Source organism: Nocardia vulneris (assembly GCF_001613425.1).
GTDB lineage: Bacteria > Actinomycetota > Actinomycetes > Mycobacteriales > Mycobacteriaceae > Nocardia > Nocardia vulneris.
Window position 1 is genome coordinate 435873 of sequence record NZ_BDCI01000017.1, and the last position, 21801, is coordinate 457673.

The window sequence follows — 21801 nt, forward strand, 5'->3', positions numbered from 1 at the left end:
GTCAGCCTAGCCAGATAAGGAGACCTTATCAATCGGAAGTAAAAACGTATTGGACCGGCCGGTCTCCGTGGCCCAAGACTGTAGCTACCGATCAGTCCACGCCCGCTACCGCGAAAAGGTGTTCCGATGCCTACGACAGTCGCCACCGCCATAGCCGAGAGTCTGCGCGCCAGGGGAATAGCCGAATTCTTCGGGCAGAGCCTGCCCTCGCTGCTGGTTTTGGCCGCCGAGGATCTCGGCATCCGTCAGATCGTCTATCGCACCGAGAACGCGGGGGGCACGATGGCCGACGGTTTCGCTCGGGTATCGCGACATTGCTCGGTGGTCGTGGCGCAGAACGGTCCCGCCGCAACGCTTCTCGTGCCGCCGCTGACCGAGGCCGCCAAGGTGTCCATTCCGGTGGTCGCGTTCATCCAGGATGTACCGAGTCCGATTCGCAACAAAAATGCGTTTCAGGAAATTGATCACCAAAGTCTGTTCTCCGGCTGCGCCAAGTGGTTCGACCGGCTCGACGATCCGGATCGGGTGCACGAGTACCTCGACGCGGCCTTCCGCGCGGCGACCAGCGGCCGGCCCGGGCCCGCCGTCCTGATGCTGCCGAAGGACATCCTCGATCAGCCCGCTCCCCCGGTGCCGACGAGCCACTACCCGGGACCGCCCGAGTTCCCCCTCGACCGGATCCGCCCGCCCGCGGACGCCGTGCGCGGCGCGGCCGAACTGCTGGCCCGGGCCCGGCGCCCGCTCGTGGTCGCCGGCGGCGGCACGATCGCCTCCGATGCAAGTGCGGCGCTGGCCCGGTTGAGCGAGCTGGCCTCGCTGCCCGTCGCGACCACACCGATGGGCAAGGGCGCGCTCCCGGACACCGCCGAGCTGAGCGTCGGCGTGGTCGGCAATTACATGGGCCCGCACGGGGTTTCGCACGGGATGCGGGACTGGATCGCCGGTGTCGACGTGGTGCTGTTCGCGGGGTCGCGCACCAACGAGAACGGCACCGACGGCTGGACCCTGTTCCCGGACGACGCCACGTTCATCCACCTCGATATCGATCCGGCCGAGATCGGCCGCAACTATCCGTCGCTGCGTCTGGTCGGCGACGTGCGTGCGGGCCTCGACGAGCTCACCGCGGCGCTGCGCGAGCTCGATCTGAGCGAACGGAGCGCGAGCCGCGCTGCGGTCACCGCGCAGATCGCCCGGTCCCGGGCCGCGTTCGAGACCACGACCGCCGCCGTGCGCACCGCGACCAGCGAGCCGCTGCGTCCCGAACGCATCGCGGACGAGATCAGCGCGCTGCTGCCGGACGACGCCATCGTGGTCGCCGACGCCAGCTACTCCTCCATCTGGGTGGCCAACTACATCCGCGCCACCACGCACAGCCAGCGCTTCCTGCTGCCGCGCGGCATGGCCGGGCTGGGCTGGGGGCTGCCGCTGGCGCTCGGCGCCAAGGCCGCGCGGCCGTCCGCGCCCGTGCTGTGCGTGGTCGGCGACGGCGGCTTCGCGCACTGCTGGTCCGAGCTCGAGACGGCGGTGCGGGAGAACCTCGATGTCGTGGTGGTGGTGCTGAACAACGCCATCCTCGGCTTCCAGAAACACGCCGAGATCGTCCAGTTCGGCAGGCCGACCTCGGCCGTCGAACTGGGTCATGTCGATCACGCCCAAATCGCGACCGCGTGCGGTGCACGCGGTCAAACCATCCACAACGACGTGGAACTGCGCGAGGCCCTGTCCAAGGCGATCGTCGATCCGACGACCACCGTTCTGGACGTCTACACCGATCCCGACGCCTATCCACCCATCACGGGCTGGGATACCGCCCAGGCGTTGACGACTCACCTCGCGCATCAACAGTCCCACTGAAGAAAACGCAACACCCTTCGAGACAACGGAGATTCCCATGGCTTTCGACTACACAGCCCATTTCGAGAGAAAGATCGACGACATCCGGTCCTCGGGCCAGTACCGGACCTTTGTGGAAATCGAACGCCTGGCCGGGCGGTTTCCCCAAGCGGTGCACCATCATCGGGACGGCCTGCGCGAGATCACGGTGTGGTGCAGCAACGATCACCTCGGCATGGGTCAGTTCCCGAAGGTCGTCGAGGCCATGCACCGCTCGATCAATCGCTCCGGTGTCGCGGCGGGCGGATCGCGCAACATCTCCGGCAACAACCACACCCACATTCTGCTGGAACGGGAAGTGGCCCAACTACATCGGAAAGAAGCCGGCCTGACGTTCATCACCGGGTACGCGGTCAACGACGCCGTGCTCGGCGTGCTCGGCAAGCACCTGCCCGGCGTGATCTTCTTCTCCGACGAGCAGAACCACGCGTCGATGATTCTCGGCATGCGGGCCTCGCGGGCCGAGCGGCAGATCTTCCGGCACAACGATGCCGCCCATCTCGACGAACTGCTCGCCGCCGCCGATCCGGACCGGCCCAAGGTGGTCGCGTTCGAATCCATCTACTCGATGGACGGCGATATCGCGCCGATGCCCGAATTATGTGCCGTGGCAAAGAAACACGGCGCGCTGGTGTACGTCGACGAGGCGCATTCGGTCGGCATGTACGGTCCCGAGGGCTCGGGCATGGCGGCGCAGCTGGGCTGTGCGGACCAGGTCGATCTGCTGATGGGCACCTTCGCCAAGGGTTACGGCACCCTCGGCGGCTACCTGACCGGTCCGGCGGCGATCCTCGACGCGGTGCGCAGTTTCGCGCCCGCGTTCATCTTCACCCTCGCCATGCCGCCCGCCCTCGCGGCCGCCGCGCTGGCCAGCGTGCGGCACCTGCGCGAGTCCGACAACGAGCGCATCCTGCTGTACCACCGCGCTCAGCTGCTGCAGGGCCTGCTGATGGACGCCCAGATTCCGCTGGTGTCCACCGAAAGTCACATCGTTCCCGTGCTCGTAGGCGATCCACACAAATGCAAACAACTGGCCGACATCCTGCTCGAAGAACACCACCAATACGCGCAACCGATCAACTTCCCTTCGGTCGCGCGCGGCACCGAACGCCTGCGGATCAACCCCTCACCGGTGCACAGCCCCGCCGCGGTACACAAGTTCGCCGAGATCATCGATTCCGTCTGGTCCCAGCTGAACCTGCCCCGCCGCCCGGCCCGACCGGTCGCCGCCCTCGACACGCTGGAGAAGGTCTCGGTATGACCGTCGAGGCGCGGCCCACCCGACTCCGGAACCTGCATCCGGTGGCGGACGCTGAGCCCACAACGCCGTGGGCTCAGCACGTCCTCCTGTATGCGGCGTTCTTCCTGATGGGCGCGGAGATGTATCTGGTCGCACCGATGCTGCCGGATATCGCCGAGTCGCTGCACGCCTCGGTGGCCGCCACGGCCACCATCGTCACCGCCTACGTGCTCGTCTACGCCGTCGCCGGGCCGCCGTTCGGCATCCTCGCCGACCGCTATCCGCGGCGCTGGTCGATCCTGCTCGGCTCGCTGGTGTTCATGCTCGGCAATCTGGCCTGCGCCGTGGCGGATTCGCTGACCATGCTGGTCGCGGGCCGCGGCATCACCGGCCTCGGCGCCGCGATCGCCGCGCCCGCGATCTGGGCCTACCTCGCCGAACGTACCCCGCAGCACCAGCGCGGGCGGGTGATCTCGCTCGGTGCGAGCGTCTATTCGCTCGGGCAGGTCCTGGGCGTCCCGCTCGGTGCGGCGCTCGCCGCGCTCACCAGCTGGCGGTGGCCGTTCCTGGCCGTCGGCCTGCTGATGATCGTGACGTCCGCGGTGCTGTATGTCCGGCTCGAGCACGTACCGGTCACCGGGCAGTCGCGCGGTTTCCGCGCGCTGCTCGCGCCCTGGCGCCGGCCCCGAATCAGCTTGGGGCTCATCGCCACTCTGTTCCTGCAGGCCGCCCGGCTCGGTGCCTACACCTTCGTGGGGGTGATCTATGCGCAGCGCTTCGGCTTCGGCCTCAGCGCGCTCGGCCTGGTCGGCCTGCTCGTCGGCGCCGGATCGCTGGTCGGATCGCTCAGTGCCGGAACGATTCTCGATCGGCTGCACCGGCGCGGGGTCAGCGGTGTGTGGGTCTCCGTAGTCGCCGCGGTGGCGTTCATCCCCTGTGCCGTGGTCGCGTTGACCAATAACCAGGTGATCGTCGCGCTGGTCGCCTTGACCCTCTGGTGCGTTTTCGGCGGGGCCTTCTACTCCAGCCAGCAGGCTTACCTGTCCTCCGCCGACCCGACCCAGCGCGCCTCCGTCGTCGCCTGGAACAACTCGATGATGAACGCGGGCATCGCCATCGGCACCACGCTGCTGGGCGCTCTCACGGTCGGCGGCGCGGTCTTCGCCGGTTGTACCGCGGTGTTCGGCCTCGTCGCGGCCGTGGTATCGGCCGTTCTGCTCGCACTCCTTCGAAAGGAACGTCAGCCAGCATGATTCCCGCCTCCGCCGCGGTGGCCCCGAACCGGGCCGCCCTCCCCGTTGCCGCGTGGGCCCTGGGCCCCTACATCTACGACGCCGACGGCAAGGACTATCTCGACGGCTCCTCCGGGGTGCTCAACGTCAATGTCGGCCACGCCCATCCCACCGTGCTGCGCGCCGTCGAAAACCAGCTCCAGCAACTGACTTTCGTGCATCGCACGCAGTTCCGCAACGAACCCGCCCGCCAGCTCACCGAGCGGCTGCTCGCCATCGCGCCCGCGGGCACCGCCGCCATCGAGTACAGCAATTCCGGCTCCGAGGCCAACGAGTGCGCGCTGCGGCTGGCCTTCGCCTGCCAGCATCGGCGCGGCGATACCCAGCGCACCGTGATCCTGTCCGAAGAACCCAGCTACCACGGGATGACGGCGGCCGCGCTGTCCATCACCGGCAGCCCGAACAAGCGCGACGCCTCGGTCGAGGCCCTGCTCGGCACCCCCAGCGCGAACCGAGTGCTGGTGCGTCCCAAGCCCGGACGGCGCCGGGCGACCCATGAGGAGTGGGCGCAGGCCATTCTCGGTGTCGGGCCGTCGAAGGTCGCGGCGATCGTCATCGAACCGCTCGGCGGCGCCTCCTCCGGCGCGGCCCCGATCGACGTGGAGACGATGCACTGGCTGCGCCGGGAGACGCAGAACAACGGCATCGTGCTCATCGCGGACGAGGTCATGTCCGGCTTCGGGCGCACCGGAAAGTGGTGGGCCTGCGACCATGCCACTATCGCCCCCGACATCCTCACCTCCGGCAAGGGCGTCACCGGCGGCTACACCAGCCTGGCCGTGACCATGGTCTCCAGCACGGTGACCACCGCGATCGCCGAACCGCTCGGCCCGATCGCGCTGGGCCACACCATGTCCGCGAATCCGCTCGCCTGCGCGGCGGCCAACGCGGTGCTCAGCGTGCTCGAAGACGAGTCGCTGCTGGACAATGCCGCCGAGGTAGGCGCACTGCTCGGCGCCGAGCTGACCAAGCTGTGCGGGCACTACCCGGAGTTGCTCTCCGACCAATCGGGTATCGGCCTGATGCGCGCGCTGCACGTCCGGCCCGGGCAGTCGGTGGACACCAACAAGCGAATTGTGGCCGCCGCCAAGGAAAACGGGCTGGTGCTGTGCTCCGCGGGCATCGGCGAGACGACCGACTCGGTGCTCGTCGCACCGCCGTTGAACAGTTCCCCGGGAATCATCGAGGAACTGGTGGAGCGCCTGGACAAGACGCTGGCGGCGGTGGCGGACGAACGCCGTCCCTGATATCCGGCACCCGAAACCGGTTGCCGATCAGCCGGTTTCGGGTGCTCGAAGGCCGAGAACGAGGAGTACCCGACGATGCGTGCCGTGCCCGACCTGCTCGCCGCGCTGCCGACCGGACTGTGGATCGGCGGCACCGCGGAACCCGCGAGCGACGGCCGCACCTTTTCCGTCGAGAATCCGGCCACCGGCGCGACCCTGCTCGAGGTCGCCGACGCCACGGCCGCCGACGGCGCCCGCGCGCTCGATGCGGCCGCCGCCGCGCAGGCGGGGTGGGCCCGCACACCGTCACGCGAGCGGGCCGAGATCTTGCGCCGCGCTTGGGAACTCGTGATCGCACGACGTGACGACTTCGCCCTGGTGATGACCCTGGAGATGGGCAAACCGCTGGCCGAGAGCTACGGCGAGCTCACCTACGGCGCGGAGTTCCTGCGCTGGTTCGCCGAGGAGGCCGTGCGCGTACACGGCCGATACACGCACTCCCCCACCGGCACCGGACGCATCCTGGTCACCAAGCGGCCGGTCGGCCCGACCCTGGCCATCACCCCGTGGAACTTCCCGCTGGCGATGGGTACCCGGAAGATCGCGCCCGCGCTCGCCGCGGGCTGCACGATGGTGCTCAAACCGGCCGCGGAGACACCGCTGACCATGCTGCTGCTCGGGCAGGTCTTCGCCGACGCGGGGTTGCCCGCGGGCGTGCTGTCGATCGTGCCGACGAGCGACGCGGCCCGGCTCACCGATCCGATGTTCCGCGACGACCGGCTCCGCAAAGTGACCTTCACCGGATCCACGGCTGTCGGCAAACGCCTACTGGCGCAATCATCTTCGCGCGTGCTGCGCACCTCGATGGAGCTCGGTGGCAACGCGCCGTTCCTGGTGTTCGCCGACGCCGATATCGACGCCGCGGTGGCCGGCGCCATGGCCGCGAAAATGCGCAACACCGGCGAGGCCTGCACAGCAGCCAATCGCTTCCTGGTCGCGGACGCGGTGCGCGCGGAGTTCACCGCGAAGCTGACCGACCGCATGCGGGCATTGAAGATCGGCGCGGGCGACTCGGACGGAGTCCAAGTCGGGCCGTTGATCAGCGCGAAACAGCGCGGCACCGTGTCCGAGCTGGTCCAGGACGCGACGGACAAGGGCGCGCAGGTGGCGACCGGGGGCGCGAGCCTGCCCGGCGCAGGCTACTTCTACGCGCCGACCGTACTGTCCGAAGTGCCGCCCACCGCCCGCATCCTGCGCGAGGAGGTGTTCGGCCCGGTCGCCGCGATCACCGGATTCGCCGACGAGGACGCCGCGATCGCCGCCGCCAATGACACCGAATATGGCTTGGCCGCATACCTTTACACCACCGACCTGGATCGTGCGCTGCGGGTCGCCGAGCGTCTCGAAGCCGGCATGGTCGGCATCAATCGCGGCGTCGTCTCCGATGTGGCCGCGCCGTTCGGCGGCGTCAAGGAATCCGGCCTCGGCCGGGAAGCGGGCACCGAAGGCATCGAGGAGTACCTCGAAACCACCTATCTCGCGCTGCCGTAACCGCGGGGAATATAACCCACGCGCGGGCCGCCCGTCGCACTTTCACCGACTGGGCAGCGGAACGTTATTCCTTGTTGCCCAATCGAATTCGTGTCGTTACCATCCGAATTAAAAGGTAAATATTGATAATTCTGCTGCGCGCGGGGAGTTAGCGGGCATACGATCTGAGCTGTTCGAAACACACTGTCGGGTAACCAGATTCACCTGTGTTCAAACCCAGTTCGTGACCGGCTCGCACGCCGGTTGCCGGTCCGTTGTGAATAATCCGAGGACTCGAACGCTCCACTATCGAACGTCCCGGGACAATTTCTAGGTGAGGATCAGCCATGACAATGGAAATGTCCGCACATACCGAGACGACCGTGCGCAGGAGTCTCAGTACCACTGCCGCACACCAGTTGTCGACCACCACCAAGTCCGAACCCCAGATGCAGGGTATCACCTCGCGCTGGCTCACCCGCATGCTGCCATGGACGCAGGTCAACGGCGGTGTGTACCGGGTCAACCGGCGCCTCACGCACACCGTGGGCAACGGCGAGGTCGAGTTCGCCGTGGACGGCTCCACCGCCAAGGTGATCCCGCTGGAACTGTGTGAACTGCCCGCACTGCACGACTTCACCGATGAGGACGTGCTGCGCGCACTGGCCCGCCGGTTCGAACAGCGCGAATTCGAACCCGGCAGCGTGGTAGCCGAATTCGGCAATCCGATGAATCAGGTCATGCTGATCGTGCACGGAAAATTGAGCAAGCTCGGCTCCGGCGAATACGGTGAAAACACACTCCTCGGTATGCTGGCCGGTGGCAATTTCTTCGGCGATCAGAGCCTCACGGACTCTTCCGCCATTTGGCCGGTCACCGTCAAGACGCAAACCAAAACCACGATGCTGGTGCTGAGCCGGCCGGCGCTGGAGGAAATACTCGACAACGCGCCCGCGCTGCGCGAACACCTCGCCCGGGTCGCCGACGCCTCGTCACGGCCGCAGAACAAACAGGGCGAGGCCGCGATCGAGATCTCGTCCGGGCACAGCGGTGAGCCCGAATTGCTCGGCACCTTCGTCGATTACGACGCCAGCCCCCGCGAATACGAACTGAGCCTGGCGCAGAGCGTGCTGCGCGTGCACACCAGGGTCGCCGACCTGTTCAACGATCCGATGAACCAGACCCAGCAGCAGTTGCGGCTCACCATCGAGGCGCTCTACGAACGCCGCGAATACGATCTGCTCAACAACGCCGACTTCGGCCTGCTGCACAACTGCGATCTCAAACAGCGCATCTACACCGAATCCGGCCCGCCCACCCCGGACGACATGGACGAACTGCTCAGCATGCGCCGCAGCACGAAACTCTTTCTCGCACACCCGAAAGCCATCGCCGCCTTCGGACGCGAATGCAGCAAACGCGGCCTGTATCCCGACCCCGTCGACGTGGACGGCCACCGCGTACCCGCCTGGCGCGGGGTGCCGATCTTCCCGTGCAGCAAGATCCCGGTCAGCGACACCGCCACCACCTCGATCCTGGCCATGCGCACCGGCGAGAAAGACCAGGGTGTCATCGGCCTGCACCAGACCGGGCTGCCGGACGAATACGAGCCCAGCCTCAACGTCCGGTTCAAGGGGATCGATGATCAATCGATCATCTCGTACCTGGTCAGCTGCTACTACTCCGCTGCCGTGCTGGTGCCCGACGCGCTCGGCGCGCTGGACAACGTCCTGGTCGCCCGGCCCACCGACTGACCGTCGCACAGCACCGTTCCCGGCGGGTGGACCAGCCGTCCCCCGCGTCACGACCCGATAGGGGGAGGTGGGTGGACCGATGGTCGAGAGCACGTCGGCGGCGGGTCGCACGGCCACGGAGATTCTGACGAATGTCCGCGGGCTGTGCGAGCCACTGCTGCGCGAGGCGGTGGGCACCCTGCCCGCACCGCTGGATCACATGGGCGGCTATCACTTCGGCTGGTGGGACGCCGACGGCAGCCCGACGCCGCAGCCCCTCGGAAAGGCGCTGCGGCCCGCGCTCACGGTCTGTACGGCGATCGCGTGCGGCAGCACCGCGCACGCCGCGCTGGCCGCGGCCGCGGCGGTGGAACTCGTGCACAATTTCACGCTCCTGCACGACGACGTCATGGATGGCGACGAAGTCAGGCGTGGGCGGCCCGCCGTCTGGAAGGTGTGGGGCAACGCCGATGCGATCCTGCTCGGCGACGCGCTACACGCCCTCGCGGCAAGGGTTCTGGTGGCCGGGCTACCCGGGGCCACGGCAACGGCGGCGCTCGCCGCACTCGAAATGGCGATTATCGAGATGTGCCGTGGCCAGCACGAGGACTGTCGTCTGGGCGCGGGCGGCCGGGCGGGGTTGGACGAGTACACCCGCATGGTCATGGGGAAAACCGGCGCCCTCATGGGGTGCGCCTGCGTGCTCGGGGCACTGTGCGCACAGGCCGATCGGACGACGGTGGCGGCCATGGAGACGTTCGGCCGCGAACTCGGGATGGCCTTCCAGTTCGTCGACGATCTGATCGGCATCTGGGGTGACCCGGCGGTCACCGGGAAACCCGCGAGCGACCTTGCCCGCCACAGCATGTCGCTGCCGGTGGTCTCGGCGCTCGGCTCGGGCACCGCGGCGGCCGCCGAGCTGGCGCGCATGTACCGGCCCTCCCCTGCCACCGCAGCGATGGACACCGCCAGGGCCGCGGCGCTGGTCGAATCGGCCGGCGGCCGGCGCTGGACCCAGCGGCTGGCCGAGCGCCGGATGCGGGCCGCCATCGCGGCCCTGGCCGACCCGGCCGCCGCCGCGGACCTGATGGCGTTGGCGCACCTGGTTTCCCATCGAGACCGCTGAAAGGAAGCGACGTGCAGCCCTTCGAACTCCCCGACTTCTACATGCCGTATCCGGCCCGGCTCAACCCGCACGTCGACGGCGCCCGCGCGCACACCAGGGTGTGGGCCGAGTCGATGGGCTTCTTCGAAGACGCAGCGGGACATCACATCTGGAGTGAGAGCGATCTCGAACGGCACGACTACGGCCTGCTGTGCGCGTACACCCACCCCGATTGCGACAGCCGGGAACTGGATCTCATCACCGACTGGTACGTGTGGGTGTTCTATTTCGACGACCACTTTCTCGAACTGTTCAAGCGCACCCGAGACACCAAGGGCGCCAAAGAATACCTGGATCGGCTGCGGGACTTCATGCCGCTGGCCGGCGGGCCGCTGCCGGAGCCGACCAATCCGGTCGAGCGCGGCTTGGCCGACCTGTGGGCGCGCACGGTGCCCGCGATGTCGATGGACTGGCGGACCCGGTTCGCCGCGACCACCACCGCGCTGCTGGAGGAATCGCGGTGGGAACTGGCCAACATCGCCGAGGGGCGGATCGCGAACCCGATCGAATACATCGAGATGCGGCGCAAAGTCGGCGGCGCGCCGTGGTCGGCCAATCTGGTCGAGCACGCCGTCGGCGCGCAGATCCCGGCCGAGCTGGCCACCACCCGGCCGCTGGAGGTGTTGCGCGACACCTTCGCCGACGCCGTGCACCTGCGCAACGACATCTTCTCCTATGAGCGGGAGGTGCGGCAGGAAGGCGAGAACGCCAACGGAATCCTGGTGGTGGAACAGTTCTTCGGCTACGAGACCCAGCGCAGCGCCGAGGTCGTGAACAACCTGCTGACCTCCCGCCTGCAACAGTTCGAGCACACCGCGGTGACCGAGCTGCCCGTGCTGTTCGCCGAGCAGGCCGTGGGCGCGGACGAGCAGGCCGCCGTGCTGGCCTACGCGAAAGGCTTGCAGGACTGGCAATCGGGCGGCCACGAATGGCACATGCGATCGAGCCGGTACATGAACAAAGGCCCGGCCGCGGACGGCGATCCGCTGCGCAGGCTGTTCAAACCCGCCGGTCTCGGCAGTGCCGCGGTGTATCTGTTCGCCCCCACCGTGGTGCTGGAGCCGGGGCGGCTGCGCAGCTTCGTGCACCCACGGCAGGAATTGACCGAACCGCTCGAGTTTCCGGAGATCCCGATGCCGTATCAGCTCCAGCTGAGTCCGCATCTGGCGGGCGCACAGGCGAATCTGCTCGACTGGGGCGCGGGGATCGGCTTCCACGACCCGCTGCCCGAGTTCGGCGGGCGTCCGCTCTGGCGCCCGAAAGACCTGGCGGAGTTCGACTTCGCGCTGTGCGCGGCGGGCATCGACCCCGATGCGACCGCCGCGGAAGTGGATATGTCGGCCTCGTGGCTGGCCTGGGGGACCTTCGTGGACGACTACTACCCACAGGTTTTCGCGCAGCGCAAAGACCTCGCCGGAGCAAAGGAGCAAAGTGCCCGGCTGCGGGCGTGCATGCCGGCCGACGACGACACGCCGACACCGGCGACCAATGCGATGGAACGCGGGCTCGCGGCGCTGTGGACCCGCGCCACGGCGAAGTTGCCCGACGACCAGAAGGCCGAATTCCGCCGTGCGGTCGAGGTTTTCCTCGATGCGTCGGAATGGGAGGTGGTCAACGACATCACCAATCGGATACCCGATCCGGTCGATTACGTGGAGATGCGCAGGCGCACCTTCGGTGCCGATCTCACGATCGCGCTGGCCCGGATCTCGCGCGCGGAACTGATCGCGCCCGAGGTCTATCGGACGCAGACCCTGATGGATCTGGAGCACACCGCGACCGATGTCTGCACGCTGCTGAACGATCTGTACTCGTATCACAAGGAAACCCGGTACGAGGGCGATTTCCACAACGCCGTGCGGGTGCTGCGGAACTTCCTCGACTGCGACACCGGGACCGCCGTCACGGCCGTGCACGATCTCTTGACCGCGCGGTTGCACCAGTTCGAGCGGATCGTCGGCAGCGAATTGCCCGCCCTGTACGCGGAATACGACCTCGCGCCCGAGATCCGTGCCGCCATCGACCGGCGCGCGGAGGAACTCCAGGACTGGATGGCCGGAATCCTGAACTGGCATGCGGCATCTCCCCGCTATCGGGAGCAGCAGCTCGAAGAACGCTATGGGGCAGCGGCTCTGGACGAGGCAGTCGACGAGGTCCGGCCCGACCCGGGCTATCTACGGCCGACCGGCCTCGGCACCAGTGCCACCCGGCTCGACCGCGCGTTGCAGGTGACGCCATGACCGCCGAAAGTTGCTGGCGGCCGCGGACGATACTGCTCGCCGCGCCACGGTCCTTCTGCGCCGGTGTCGATCGGGCCATCGACACCGTGGAACGACTGCTCGCCGATCCCGACCGGCAGGGGCCGATCTACGTGCGCAAGCAGATCGTGCACAACACTCACGTTGTTGCCGAATTGGCCTCTCGCGGTGCGATTTTCGTCGAAGAGCTGGACGAGGTGCCGATCGGCGCGACGGTCGTGTTCTCCGCGCACGGCGTCTCGCCCGCCGTCCGCACCCAGGCCGCGCGACGTGATCTGCGGGTGGTCGACGCGACGTGTCCGTTGGTGACCAAGGTGCACGCCGAGGCACGGCGTTTCGCGGCACGCGGGTACACCATCGTGCTGATCGGGCACGCCGGCCACGAGGAGGTCGAGGGCACCGCGGGCGAGTCCCCCGGTTCCACCGTGGTGATCGAAAGCCCCGAGCAGGCTGCGGCGCTGCAGGTGCCGGACGAGAGCAAGGTCGCCTATCTGACCCAGACCACGCTGTCGGTCGAGGAGACGCAGCAGACGATCAACGCACTGCGCCAACGGTTTCCTCAGCTGCACGGCCCGGCCGCGGCCGATATCTGTTACGCGAGCACCAATCGCCAGCACGCGGTGGAGGCGATCGCCGAACGCAGCGACCTGGTGCTCGTCGTCGGCTCGGCCAACTCGTCCAATTCGCAGCGCATGGTCGACGTGGCCCGCCGCCGCGGCGTCCCCGCCTATCTCATCGAGGACGCTTCGAAGATCTCGTCCGAATGGCTCGCCACGGCGACCACGATCGGCCTGTCCGCCGGAGCGTCCGCCCCGGCCGCGCTGGTCACCGCGGTGATCGCGGCACTGTGCGCCTGGGGACCGGTCACGGTGCAGGAAAACGTCACCGCGACCGAGGATCTCTTCTTCGCCGTGCCCGCCACCGTCCGCCATCTCGCCGTGCCGGAGGGACAGCCATGACGATCGAGGAACTCGGCCTGCCCGCTGTGCGCACGCGTGCGCGCAGCCGCCGGTTGAACATCGGCGGCGTCCCGGTCGGCGGCGGTGCACCCGTCTCCGTGCAGACCATGACCACCACGCGCACCGCGGACGTCGACGCCACCCTGCAGCAGATCGCGGCCGTGACGGCGGCGGGCTGCGATATCGTCCGGGTCGCCGTGCCCACCCCGGACGACGCGGCCGCGCTACCCGCCATCGTCGCCCGCTCGCCGCTGCCGGTGATCGCCGACATCCACTTCCAGCCGCGCTACGTCTTCGCCGCGATCGACGCGGGATGTGCCGCGGTGCGCGTGAATCCCGGCAATATCAAGCAATTCGACGATCGGGTCGGTGAGATCGCCACCGCCGCGAGCGCGGCGGGCATTCCGATCCGGGTCGGCGTGAACGCGGGCTCGCTCGACCCGCGGGTGCTCGCCAAACACGGCTCGGCGACCGCGGCCGCGCTCGCGGAATCCGCGCTGCACGAGGCGGCGCTGTTCGAGGAGCACGGATTCACCGATCTCAAGATCGCGGTCAAACACCACGATCCGCGCACCATGATCGCGGCGAATCGGCTACTCGCGCAACGCTGTGACTATCCGCTGCACCTCGGGGTCACCGAGGCGGGGCCGCTGTTCCAGGGCACCATCAAGTCGGCGGTCGCCTTCGCGATCCTGCTCGGCGAGGGGATCGGCGACACCATCCGGGTCTCGATCTCCGCGCCGCCGGTCGAGCAGGTGAAGGCGGGCTGTCACATCCTGCAATCGCTCGGGCTGCGGCCGCGCAAGCTCGAGATCGTCTCCTGCCCGGGCTGCGGCCGATTGCAGGTCGATATCCATCGGCTGGCCGCCGAGGTGGAGGCGGCCTTCGACGGTTTCCCGCACCCGCTGCGCGTCGCGGTGATGGGCTGCGTCGTGAACGGGCCGGGCGAGGCGCGCGAGGCCGACCTCGGCGTCTCCTCCGGCAATGGGAAAGGGCAGATCTTCGTGCGGGGCAAGGTCATTCGCACGGTTCCGGAGAGTCAGATCGTCGAAACGCTGGTGGCCGAGGCGGTCGCGCTCACCCAGCACCTCGAACACACACCGGCGGAAGGGATCTCATGACGACCACCCGGGTCGAGCAGGCACCCGTCGATCTGGCCGCGACCCGGATCAGAGTCGACGGTGTGCTGGACCGATTCCTGCGCGGCAAGGCGAGCGCCGATCCGACGCTGCCCGGGGAGATCACCGACACGCTGCGCGCGTTCCTGTTCGCGGGCGGCAAGCGGATTCGCCCGCTGCTCTGCGTGCTCGGCTGGCATGCCGCGCACGGCGCGACACCGGTGCCACAGCCGGTGATCCAGGTCGCCGCCGCGCTCGAACTGTTCCATGCGGCGGTGCTGATCCACGACGACATCATCGACAACAGCGATACCCGTCGCGACCACCCCACGGTGCACCGCGCGCTGACCGCGCTGCATCCCGAGCGCCGCGACCCGGCACGGTTCGGCAGGCACGCCGCGATCGTCCTCGGCGATCTGGCCATGGTCTGGTCCGCGGAGCTGCTGCACACCGCGCGACTGACCGGGCGGCAACTGCGCACCGCGCTCGAGGTGCTCGACGGGATGCGCGCCGACGTCATGTACGGCCAGTATCTCGATCTGCTCACCACCGCGTGCCCCTCCGGCGACCTCGACCGCGCGCTCGACATCATCCGGTACAAGACGGCGTCCTACACCTGCGAGCGCCCACTGGTCCTGGGCGCGCTGCTCGCCGATCCCGCGCCCGGCATTCCCGCGGCGCTGGCCGCGTACGCCCGGCCGCTCGGCGAGGCGTTCCAGCTCCGGGACGATCTGCTCGGCGTCTACGGCGATCCGGCGCGGACCGGCAAATCCAATATCGAGGATCTGCGCGAGGGCAAGCACACCGCGCTGGTCGCGCTGGCGTTCACGCACGCGGACCCCGAGCAGTCCGCACGGTTGTCCGCGATGCTCGGTGATCCGTCGCTCGACGAGCAGCAGGCTGCCGAATGTCGCGAAATCCTCTGCGCGACAGCGCTCGCGCGGGTCGAGGGCATGATCCGCACCAGGTCCGAGCAGGCGTATCAGGCGCTCGAGCAGGCACCGATCCCCCTCGCGGTGATCCGGACATTGCAGCACCTCGCGGACGACGCGATCGCCCGCACCGGATAGGGCGCGTCATGCCCACAGAATGCCGCGCACCGTTGGTGCCCAGAAGAATCGGAGCCCTGTCATGATCGAAGAGATCGGCGTACCGCTCGCCGTCGGGGTGATCGCGGTACTCGTCTTCGTCGTCGGCGCACGATTGCGCGCGCTGGTGTGGCGCAAGCCGGAGAACGGGGACTCCGGGTCGGTGACGCTCGAGCTGATCAGCACGCTGTTCATGGCGGTCGCCGCGTTCGTGGTGGTGATCTGCTGGCAGCAATTCGACAACGCGCACAATCACACCGTCGCCGAATCGAAGTCGCTGGTCGACGTGTACTCGGCGGCGCACGCGATGCCCGAACCCGCACACAGCGAAATCCAAGGGCTGGTGCGCGAATACACCGAACAGGTGGTCACCACCGAATGGGCGGTGATGGACCGGGACCGTCGCCTCGATCAGGGCACCCAGGACATCCTCGACACCCTGCGCGATACCGTGCTCGCCGTCCAGTCCGAGGATACCGCGGTCACCGATCAGCGCGAGATCGCGTTGGCGGCACTGGACGCGGCGGGCCAGGCACGGCACGACCGTGCTCTCGATGCACAGCTGGGCATGCCCGGATTCCTCTACGGCGCATTGTGGTTCGGCACGATCCTGCTGCTGTGCAGTTCGGTGCTGGCCGGCGTCGAGGTGAGCGCGCGCAGCGTGGCGATGACGGCGCTGCTGGGCGTCGTGATCGGCGCGGCGATCCTGGCGATCTACCGGCTCGACCGGCCGTTCGCCGGCGGAAACGTCGTCTCCAAGGACGCTTTCGAACTGGCGCTGGCCCGCTTCCAGCACATCACCTAGCGGCCCCGGCCAGTCACGAAAGATGGATGTCTGCATATGTCGCTGGATCCTGATGTACCTCGAACACGCAGGGCTACAAAAGGACTCGCCGTAGTGCCGGTTGCCTTCGCCCTACTGACCGGACACCCTGTAGTGTCCGCCGACCCGCACACCGATATTTGGCCGCCACTCGGCGAGATCGTCACGGGCAGTGCGTCGTCCGTTCCAGGAGCTGACAGCATCCCCTCCGAGCCGGACTCGAGCACTGCGTCGTCGGGGCCGGACTCGAACAGTGCGTCTCCCGGGTGGGACACCGGCAGTTCGTCTCCGAGCCAGGGACCGGGCAGTGCGAGCCCTGACGGCATCGCGACCGGAAGCGCCTCTGTCGGTACCGAATTGAGTCTCGGACCGGCACCGGCTGCAGGATTGCCGCATAGCGGCAGTGCCGGAACGGGCAGTGCCGGAACGGAGGTTTCCGGTAGCGAGGTCGAACCCGCCGTCGGTATGGAACTCGCGCTTCCGGAACCGGCCGCGGCGCCTCCGGTCGCCGAGACTCCGCTCGTGCCACCGGATCTGGATTCCGACACGGTGCGAACCGCGTGCGCGGGCAGCGCTGTGGCGGGGCTGTCGTTGATCGTGGCGGGCATCCTCACCGGCAGCGGTCGCGGCGTCGGCTCCAGCCTCGGCTCCAGTTTGTCCGGACTCGGCAGCGCCGTGGGTAGCGCCGGCGTGGGCAGTGCCGCGGTCGGGAGCGCCGCGGTGGGCAGCGCGGCGGTCGGCAGCGCCATGACCGGCAGTGGGCTGGCCTGCCTGCTCTGGCCACAGGAGTTGCCGCCGTTCCCCGGCCTCCCCTTGGATCTCACTCCGCCCGCCGTCGCGGCCCCGATTCTGCCGACCCAGTTCCCCGACATCCTCGAAGCCCCACCGATCTCCCCACCCCTCCCCCGCCAGCAGCCGGTCCTATCCCCGCCCTCACTTCACCGCGAAGCGGTCCCCCCCGCCGGCGACCCGGTCGCCTGGAACATGCTGCAACTCGTCACGGTCATGCTGGTCGTCGTCATCGGCACCGTCCGCACCGGTGCCACCTACACTCGCAGGCACAAGCACGACTAGCCGCCGTGTTTCCTGGGATTCCTTCCGTTCGGGCTAGTCCCGGGTTTGCCAGCCTGCTGGGTCGACGCCGCCGGGGATGGGGGCGGCGGGTTCGTAGGGGGCGCGGGTGAGGATGTAGCTGACGAGTTCGAGGCGTTGGGGGGTGCCTTGGGGGTCGCGGATGATGTCGAGGCGTTCGCCGGCGTAGTAGCCGTCCAGGCCGGTCCAGGAGCCGTCGGGTTCGGGGCGGAAGCGGGATTCGCGGCCGCCGTGGGCGAGGGCGGTGAGTTCGAGGTGGCCGTCGGCGCGCAGGCGCAGGGCGAGGGAGGCGGTGCCCCAGTACCAGGTTCCGGTGAGCGCCAACAGGTTCGGGTCCACTGCGGTGGCGGGGAGCCATTCTTCGGGCAACGTGGGTTCGTGCTCGGCCAGGATGTCGAGCAGGCCGGTGGCCAGTTTGCCCCGGATGCCGCCGTAGGTGGTGTTGCACAGGAACAGCACGCCTGTGCGGTCTTTGGGGTCGGCCCAGACGGTGGAGATGAAGCCGGGCATGGCTCCGGTGTGCCCGGCCAGCCGGCGGCCGTCGTGGCGCTGCAACTGGAAGCCGAGTCCGTAGCCGGAATTCCATTCGTCGCCGTCCTCGACCGTGGCGGGGGCACGCATCTCCTCGAGCGTGTCGGCGGCGAGCACGTCGCCGGTGTCGCCGCCGACGAACGCGGCCCAGCGCGCCAGATCGCTTACCGTGGACCACAGTTGGCCGGCCGCGCCCATCGCTCCGTTGTCGTGGGACGGCTCGGTCAGCACCACGTCGGCCCACGGGTGCACGGCCGCGCCGGTGGCGTGCGGGGCCACGGGTGCGGCGGTGGTGCGGTCCATGCCCAGCGGGGCAAGGACTTCGGCGCGCAAGGCCGCGAACCAGCTCTGCCCGCGCACCCGGGCGACCAGTTCGCCGAGCGCGGCGAAGCCGACGTTCGAGTAGTGGAACCGCCGGCCGGCGCGATGCAGCAGCGCCTTGCTGCCCGCGTCGACGTCCAAGCTGTCCGCGAGTTCGGCCCATTGCGGGCCCGCGGTGCGCTCCCACCAGTCGCCGGGCGATTCGGCGCGCAGTCCTGCGGTATGCGAAAGCAGTTGGGCCACAGTTCGATCCCCGACCGGCGCGCCGGGCACATGCTTGGCCACCGGGTCGGCCAGGTCGAGCTTGCCCTCGTCGCGCAGACGCAGCACCATGGTGGCCACCATCGACTTGGTGATCGAGCCGATGCGGTACTGGGTGTCGATGGTCGGCGCGCTCGCACCGACCCGCCCCCTGGCCCCCGACCACACCAGTTGCCCGTCTCGCACGACGGCGGCGATCAGCGAGGGCACCCGGTACTCGGCCTGCTCGACGGCAACCCGATGCAGCAACGCCCGTTCGGTCGATGGCAACAGCATCTACGACTTCCCTTCACACGCTCGGTAATCAGCCCGACCGACCCGGGCACGGCAACTCCGCACGATCCGCCCCGCAGTAGGCCGACCCCAGAGTAGCGCCGAGGATGCCGCCCGGCCCGCCCCCGCAACGGGCTCGCGCCCCGCAACCCATGCGAGGTCGGCGTACTCCGCGCCGTCATAGGTCGGCGTCGAGGGCGCCGCTTCGACCCGCACACGCGGCGCGATCACGTGGTGGGCTGGTGCGCCCGTAGCCAATTGGTGAGGTCGGTCAGGGGGCGGGAGTGGATGGGGGCGAGAGGGTCGTGGGCTGGATCTGGGGCGGGGCCCAGGGAATGGCCGGTGGCGGGGTAGGTGAGCAGGGTGTGGTCGGGGTTGGCGTGGGCGGCGAGGGCCTGGTCGATTCGGGTGGCGGCGGACAGTGGGATGTTGCTGTCTTGTTCGCCGTGCATGGTGAGTACGGGGATGTTGCGTAGCGCGGCGGCCTGTGCGGCGACGTCGGGCAGGGTGGAGGCGGAGCCGTAGAGGCGGAAGATGCCGCCGTCGAGTTGGGCGTCGATGAAAGATACTGCGGCGGAGGGCAGTTCGGTGGTGAGGTCGATTCGGCCGTTGCCGTCCGGGTCGAAGGCCGATTCGATGGCCGGTGTACCCGCGCCGAGCAGGCCGAGCAATTCGTGCACGACGACTCCGGGGCCGGCGCGCCAGGCCCGGTCGAGTTCCGCGACGCCGACCGATCCGTCGACCGCGTAGTCGCGCAGGTAGGGAATCACCACGCGCTCCCACTGTGCGATCAGCCCGTCCCGCCACGGAATGCCCACTGCCCCCAGCAGTATCACTCCGCGCACGTTCGGCAGGCCGGGCGCGGCGGCGGCCACCACGGTGGTGCCTTCGCTCCAGCCGAGGAGATAGATCCGCTCCGGGTCGATCCGCGGATCGCGTATCCCGGCCGCGACCGCGCTGTGCACATCGGTCACCAGCTGCGGCATCGTGAGCTCGGTGCCGAAACGCGGGTCGATATCGCCGATGCCGTGCACGTAGTGCTTGTTGTAGCGCAACGTCGCGAACCCCTGATCGGCCAGGGCGCGCGCGATATCGGCGAACAGGTGTCCGCGCGAGGTGCCGCCCTCGCCGGCATCGTCGCCGTTCCTGTCCTCCGGCCCGGAACCGCCGACGAGCACCACCAACGGCGCCGGTTCCGTGCCGGGGACCATCAGCTCCGCGTCGGCGACGAAATCGCCGAACGAGATCGACAGCGCCGAACTCCGCACTCCCCCACCCGATTCGGTCGCCGCGGTACAGCCGGACGCGACGACGACGACACCGAACAGAAGGACGACACCGAACAGAGGCACGAGCAGTGAACGCATATCCGCGACGCTATCCAGCACCGCGCCGATGGTCCTCACGCCACGGGGCGAGCCCCGCGCAGTACCGCCGTACTACCCACTGTCCTTGTCCACCACCCGCGATCGGGCGCCGCGCGGCCGGTACAGCCAGACGATCGCCGCGAGCAGCGCGCCGACGGCAAGGATGGTGTACGAATCGCCGAGCAGGAATTGCGTGAGCGTCCAATGGAATTCGCGCCCGTTGGTCTGCGGGACATACCAGACCAGTCCCTGCGGGAGCAGCGGCAGATCCGGATCCCACCAGCCGACCCGGTCGACGCGCATCGGCCAGGCGAAGGCGAACAGATAGATCAGCGCGGGCACCGCGATCCGCACGGCACGGCGACGATGCCGCAGCGCGTGCCCGATCCACAGCAGCGCGGGCACGATCCAGACCCAGTAGTGCGTCCACGAGATCGGCGAGGCCAGCAGCATCACGGTGGCCGCGAGCAGCGCGCCGAGCAGTTCGTCCCCGCGCAGGTAGGCGCTGCGGGCGGCGGCGATGCCGGCCAGCCCCAGCAGCCCCGCACAGACCAGCGAACCGGTGCTGTCGTCCCAGGTGGACCATTGCAACCGGCCGAACAGTCCGTTGATCGATTGGTTCTGCACATAGGCGAACCCGATGCGGTTCTGCGAGGTCATCGTCGTCGTCCAGAACTCCCACGCCTGGGCGGGCCGATACCAGAACCCGATGGCGACCGTCGCGGCGAAGGCCGCGCACGCGGTGGCCGCCGCCCGGAACTGCCGGGTGATCAGCAGGTAGACGACGAAGACGGCGGGGGTGAGCTTCAGCCCAGTCGCCAGGCCGATGAGAATGCCGCGGTACCAACGATTCTTGGGCATTGCCAGGTCGGCGAGCACGAACGCCATGAGCAGCACACTGAGCTGACCGAACTGCAGCGTCTGCTGGACCGGCTCCAACCAGAGCGCCGCGGCGGCCACGGCGGTCGCCAGCGCGACCGAACGGACACCGGGTCGCCGTCGCTGGAGTAAACCGGCGCTCCACACGCTGACCCAGAGCGATCCCAGCGTCAGCAGCGTGATGCCGGTCCCGACATAGTTGATCGGGAAGCGCGCCAGCTCCGCGCAGATCCACGCGGCGAAGACGGGATAGAGGAAGGGCAGGCCCAGCGGACCGCGCCCGTCGTACAGCAGTTCGGGGTGCAGCGCGGCCATCGAGCCGCCCCACATGTAGACCTGAAGATCGACCTGGTGCCAGTACATCTCCCAGTTCGGCCGCACGAAGGCCAACCAGGCACCGACAGAGCAGCAGGCGAAGACGAGCGCAGCGGCGAGCACCGTGAACGTGTGCGGGGCACGAGGTTTCACCACCTCGACCACACCGGTACCGCGCTGTTCTTCCGTGTGCAGGACGACAGCCATGGAGTTGTTTTTTCCTTCATCAGGTGAGGCACAACACGCAGACCAGCAAATGCTTAGCTAAACTAAGTGAAGTCATCCTAGCATCGGCCCCGGCTATGGCAGACCCCAATTCTGCGGGCGCGACGGCGTGCCGTGATGCCGATAACATGCGGCAGAGAGGACTGCGCAGAGGCAGCCACAACTGAACAACGAACGATCGACTGACCATCGAGTCAGACTTCGGTGACGAG

16 protein-coding genes are annotated in these 21801 nt (G+C 68.4%); 13 read left to right on the forward strand and 3 right to left on the reverse strand.

All coding sequences use genetic code 11. The features are described 5' to 3' along the window. Positions 1-126 precede the first annotated feature (126 nt). From NVU01S_RS19710 to NVU01S_RS19770, 13 genes are all read left to right on the forward strand, one after another. Positions 127-1854, forward strand: a complete 1728-nt coding sequence (locus NVU01S_RS19710) for an acetolactate synthase catalytic subunit (RefSeq protein ID WP_043670853.1) — start codon at positions 127-129, stop codon at positions 1852-1854. 37 nt (positions 1855-1891) lie between these two features. Continuing rightward, positions 1892-3154: a 5-aminolevulinate synthase gene (gene hemA / locus NVU01S_RS19715; protein WP_043670856.1), complete on the forward strand. Its 1263-nt coding sequence runs from the start codon at positions 1892-1894 to the stop codon at positions 3152-3154. Next, positions 3151-4386 (forward strand): MFS transporter, encoded by a 1236-nt coding sequence (locus tag NVU01S_RS19720; RefSeq protein WP_043670858.1) that lies wholly within the window; start codon positions 3151-3153, stop codon positions 4384-4386. The genes hemA and NVU01S_RS19720 overlap by 4 nt, the downstream gene beginning before the upstream one ends. Further along, the gene (locus tag NVU01S_RS19725) at positions 4383-5672 is read left to right on the forward strand and encodes an aminotransferase family protein (protein WP_043670860.1); all 1290 of its coding nucleotides are present in this window, start codon (positions 4383-4385) and stop codon (positions 5670-5672) included. Before NVU01S_RS19720 ends, NVU01S_RS19725 begins: the two co-directional genes overlap by 4 nt. Before the next feature lie 75 nt (positions 5673-5747). After that, entirely contained in the window at positions 5748-7202 is a 1455-nt protein-coding gene (locus tag NVU01S_RS19730; protein WP_043670864.1) for an NAD-dependent succinate-semialdehyde dehydrogenase, read from the forward strand. A gap of 326 nt (positions 7203-7528) precedes the next feature. After that, on the forward strand, positions 7529-8935 hold the full coding sequence (locus NVU01S_RS19735; RefSeq protein WP_052280616.1) for a family 2B encapsulin nanocompartment shell protein: 1407 nt from the start codon (positions 7529-7531) through the stop codon (positions 8933-8935). Between the two features lie 79 nt (positions 8936-9014). Further along, complete coding sequence (locus tag NVU01S_RS19740) at positions 9015-10040, forward strand: polyprenyl synthetase family protein (RefSeq protein WP_052280617.1); 1026 nt, start codon at positions 9015-9017, stop codon at positions 10038-10040. Positions 10041-10051: 11 nt separating this feature from the next. Then, on the forward strand, positions 10052-12319 hold the full coding sequence (locus NVU01S_RS19745; RefSeq protein ID WP_043670867.1) for a terpene synthase family protein: 2268 nt from the start codon (positions 10052-10054) through the stop codon (positions 12317-12319). Then, positions 12316-13296, forward strand: coding sequence for a 4-hydroxy-3-methylbut-2-enyl diphosphate reductase (gene ispH / locus NVU01S_RS19750; RefSeq protein WP_043670871.1), 981 nt, complete (start codon positions 12316-12318; stop codon positions 13294-13296). The genes NVU01S_RS19745 and ispH overlap by 4 nt, the downstream gene beginning before the upstream one ends. After that, the gene (gene ispG / locus NVU01S_RS19755; RefSeq protein ID WP_043670874.1) at positions 13293-14417 is read left to right on the forward strand and encodes a flavodoxin-dependent (E)-4-hydroxy-3-methylbut-2-enyl-diphosphate synthase; all 1125 of its coding nucleotides are present in this window, start codon (positions 13293-13295) and stop codon (positions 14415-14417) included. The genes ispH and ispG overlap by 4 nt, the downstream gene beginning before the upstream one ends. After that, positions 14414-15484, forward strand: coding sequence for a polyprenyl synthetase family protein (locus NVU01S_RS19760; RefSeq protein ID WP_043670877.1), 1071 nt, complete (start codon positions 14414-14416; stop codon positions 15482-15484). Before ispG ends, NVU01S_RS19760 begins: the two co-directional genes overlap by 4 nt. 61 nt (positions 15485-15545) lie before the next feature. After that, entirely contained in the window at positions 15546-16307 is a 762-nt protein-coding gene (locus tag NVU01S_RS19765; protein WP_043670880.1) for a bestrophin-like domain, read from the forward strand. 540 nt (positions 16308-16847) lie between these two features. Continuing rightward, positions 16848-17399: a hypothetical protein gene (locus NVU01S_RS19770; protein ID WP_156161583.1), complete on the forward strand. Its 552-nt coding sequence runs from the start codon at positions 16848-16850 to the stop codon at positions 17397-17399. Between the two features lie 33 nt (positions 17400-17432). On the opposite strand, the gene NVU01S_RS19775 is transcribed toward NVU01S_RS19770, so the two are convergent. The 3 genes from NVU01S_RS19775 to NVU01S_RS19785 all read right to left on the reverse strand — a co-directional run bounded on the left by NVU01S_RS19775 (position 17433) and on the right by NVU01S_RS19785 (position 21571). Next, positions 17433-18806 carry a serine hydrolase domain-containing protein gene (locus tag NVU01S_RS19775; protein ID WP_043670886.1) on the reverse strand — a complete coding sequence of 458 codons (1374 nt, stop codon included), beginning with the start codon at positions 18804-18806 and terminating at the stop codon, positions 17433-17435. A 224-nt stretch (positions 18807-19030) separates the two neighbouring features. Further along, positions 19031-20170 carry an alpha/beta hydrolase family protein gene (locus NVU01S_RS19780; RefSeq protein ID WP_156161584.1) on the reverse strand — a complete coding sequence of 380 codons (1140 nt, stop codon included), beginning with the start codon at positions 20168-20170 and terminating at the stop codon, positions 19031-19033. A 72-nt stretch (positions 20171-20242) separates the two neighbouring features. Beyond that, positions 20243-21571 carry a glycosyltransferase 87 family protein gene (locus NVU01S_RS19785; RefSeq protein WP_052280618.1) on the reverse strand — a complete coding sequence of 443 codons (1329 nt, stop codon included), beginning with the start codon at positions 21569-21571 and terminating at the stop codon, positions 20243-20245. Positions 21572-21801 lie beyond the last annotated feature (230 nt).

Bases quoted from the DNA above. Each gene is read 5' to 3' on its own strand.
- NVU01S_RS19710 (WP_043670853.1), top strand. From the start codon at position 127: ATGCCTACGACAGTCGCCACCGCCATAGCCGAGAGTCTGCGCGCCAGG.
- hemA (WP_043670856.1), top strand. From the start codon at position 1,892: ATGGCTTTCGACTACACAGCCCATTTCGAGAGAAAGATCGACGACATC.
- NVU01S_RS19720 (WP_043670858.1), top strand. From the start codon at position 3,151: ATGACCGTCGAGGCGCGGCCCACCCGACTCCGGAACCTGCATCCGGTG.
- NVU01S_RS19725 (WP_043670860.1), top strand. From the start codon at position 4,383: ATGATTCCCGCCTCCGCCGCGGTGGCCCCGAACCGGGCCGCCCTCCCC.
- NVU01S_RS19730 (WP_043670864.1), top strand. From the start codon at position 5,748: ATGCGTGCCGTGCCCGACCTGCTCGCCGCGCTGCCGACCGGACTGTGG.
- NVU01S_RS19735 (WP_052280616.1), top strand. From the start codon at position 7,529: ATGACAATGGAAATGTCCGCACATACCGAGACGACCGTGCGCAGGAGT.
- NVU01S_RS19740 (WP_052280617.1), top strand. From the start codon at position 9,015: ATGGTCGAGAGCACGTCGGCGGCGGGTCGCACGGCCACGGAGATTCTG.
- ispH (WP_043670871.1), top strand. From the start codon at position 12,316: ATGACCGCCGAAAGTTGCTGGCGGCCGCGGACGATACTGCTCGCCGCG.
- ispG (WP_043670874.1), top strand. From the start codon at position 13,293: ATGACGATCGAGGAACTCGGCCTGCCCGCTGTGCGCACGCGTGCGCGC.
- NVU01S_RS19760 (WP_043670877.1), top strand. From the start codon at position 14,414: ATGACGACCACCCGGGTCGAGCAGGCACCCGTCGATCTGGCCGCGACC.
- NVU01S_RS19765 (WP_043670880.1), top strand. From the start codon at position 15,546: ATGATCGAAGAGATCGGCGTACCGCTCGCCGTCGGGGTGATCGCGGTA.
- NVU01S_RS19775 (WP_043670886.1), bottom strand. From the start codon at position 18,806: ATGCTGTTGCCATCGACCGAACGGGCGTTGCTGCATCGGGTTGCCGTC.
- NVU01S_RS19780 (WP_156161584.1), bottom strand. From the start codon at position 20,170: ATGCGTTCACTGCTCGTGCCTCTGTTCGGTGTCGTCCTTCTGTTCGGT.
- NVU01S_RS19785 (WP_052280618.1), bottom strand. From the start codon at position 21,571: ATGGCTGTCGTCCTGCACACGGAAGAACAGCGCGGTACCGGTGTGGTC.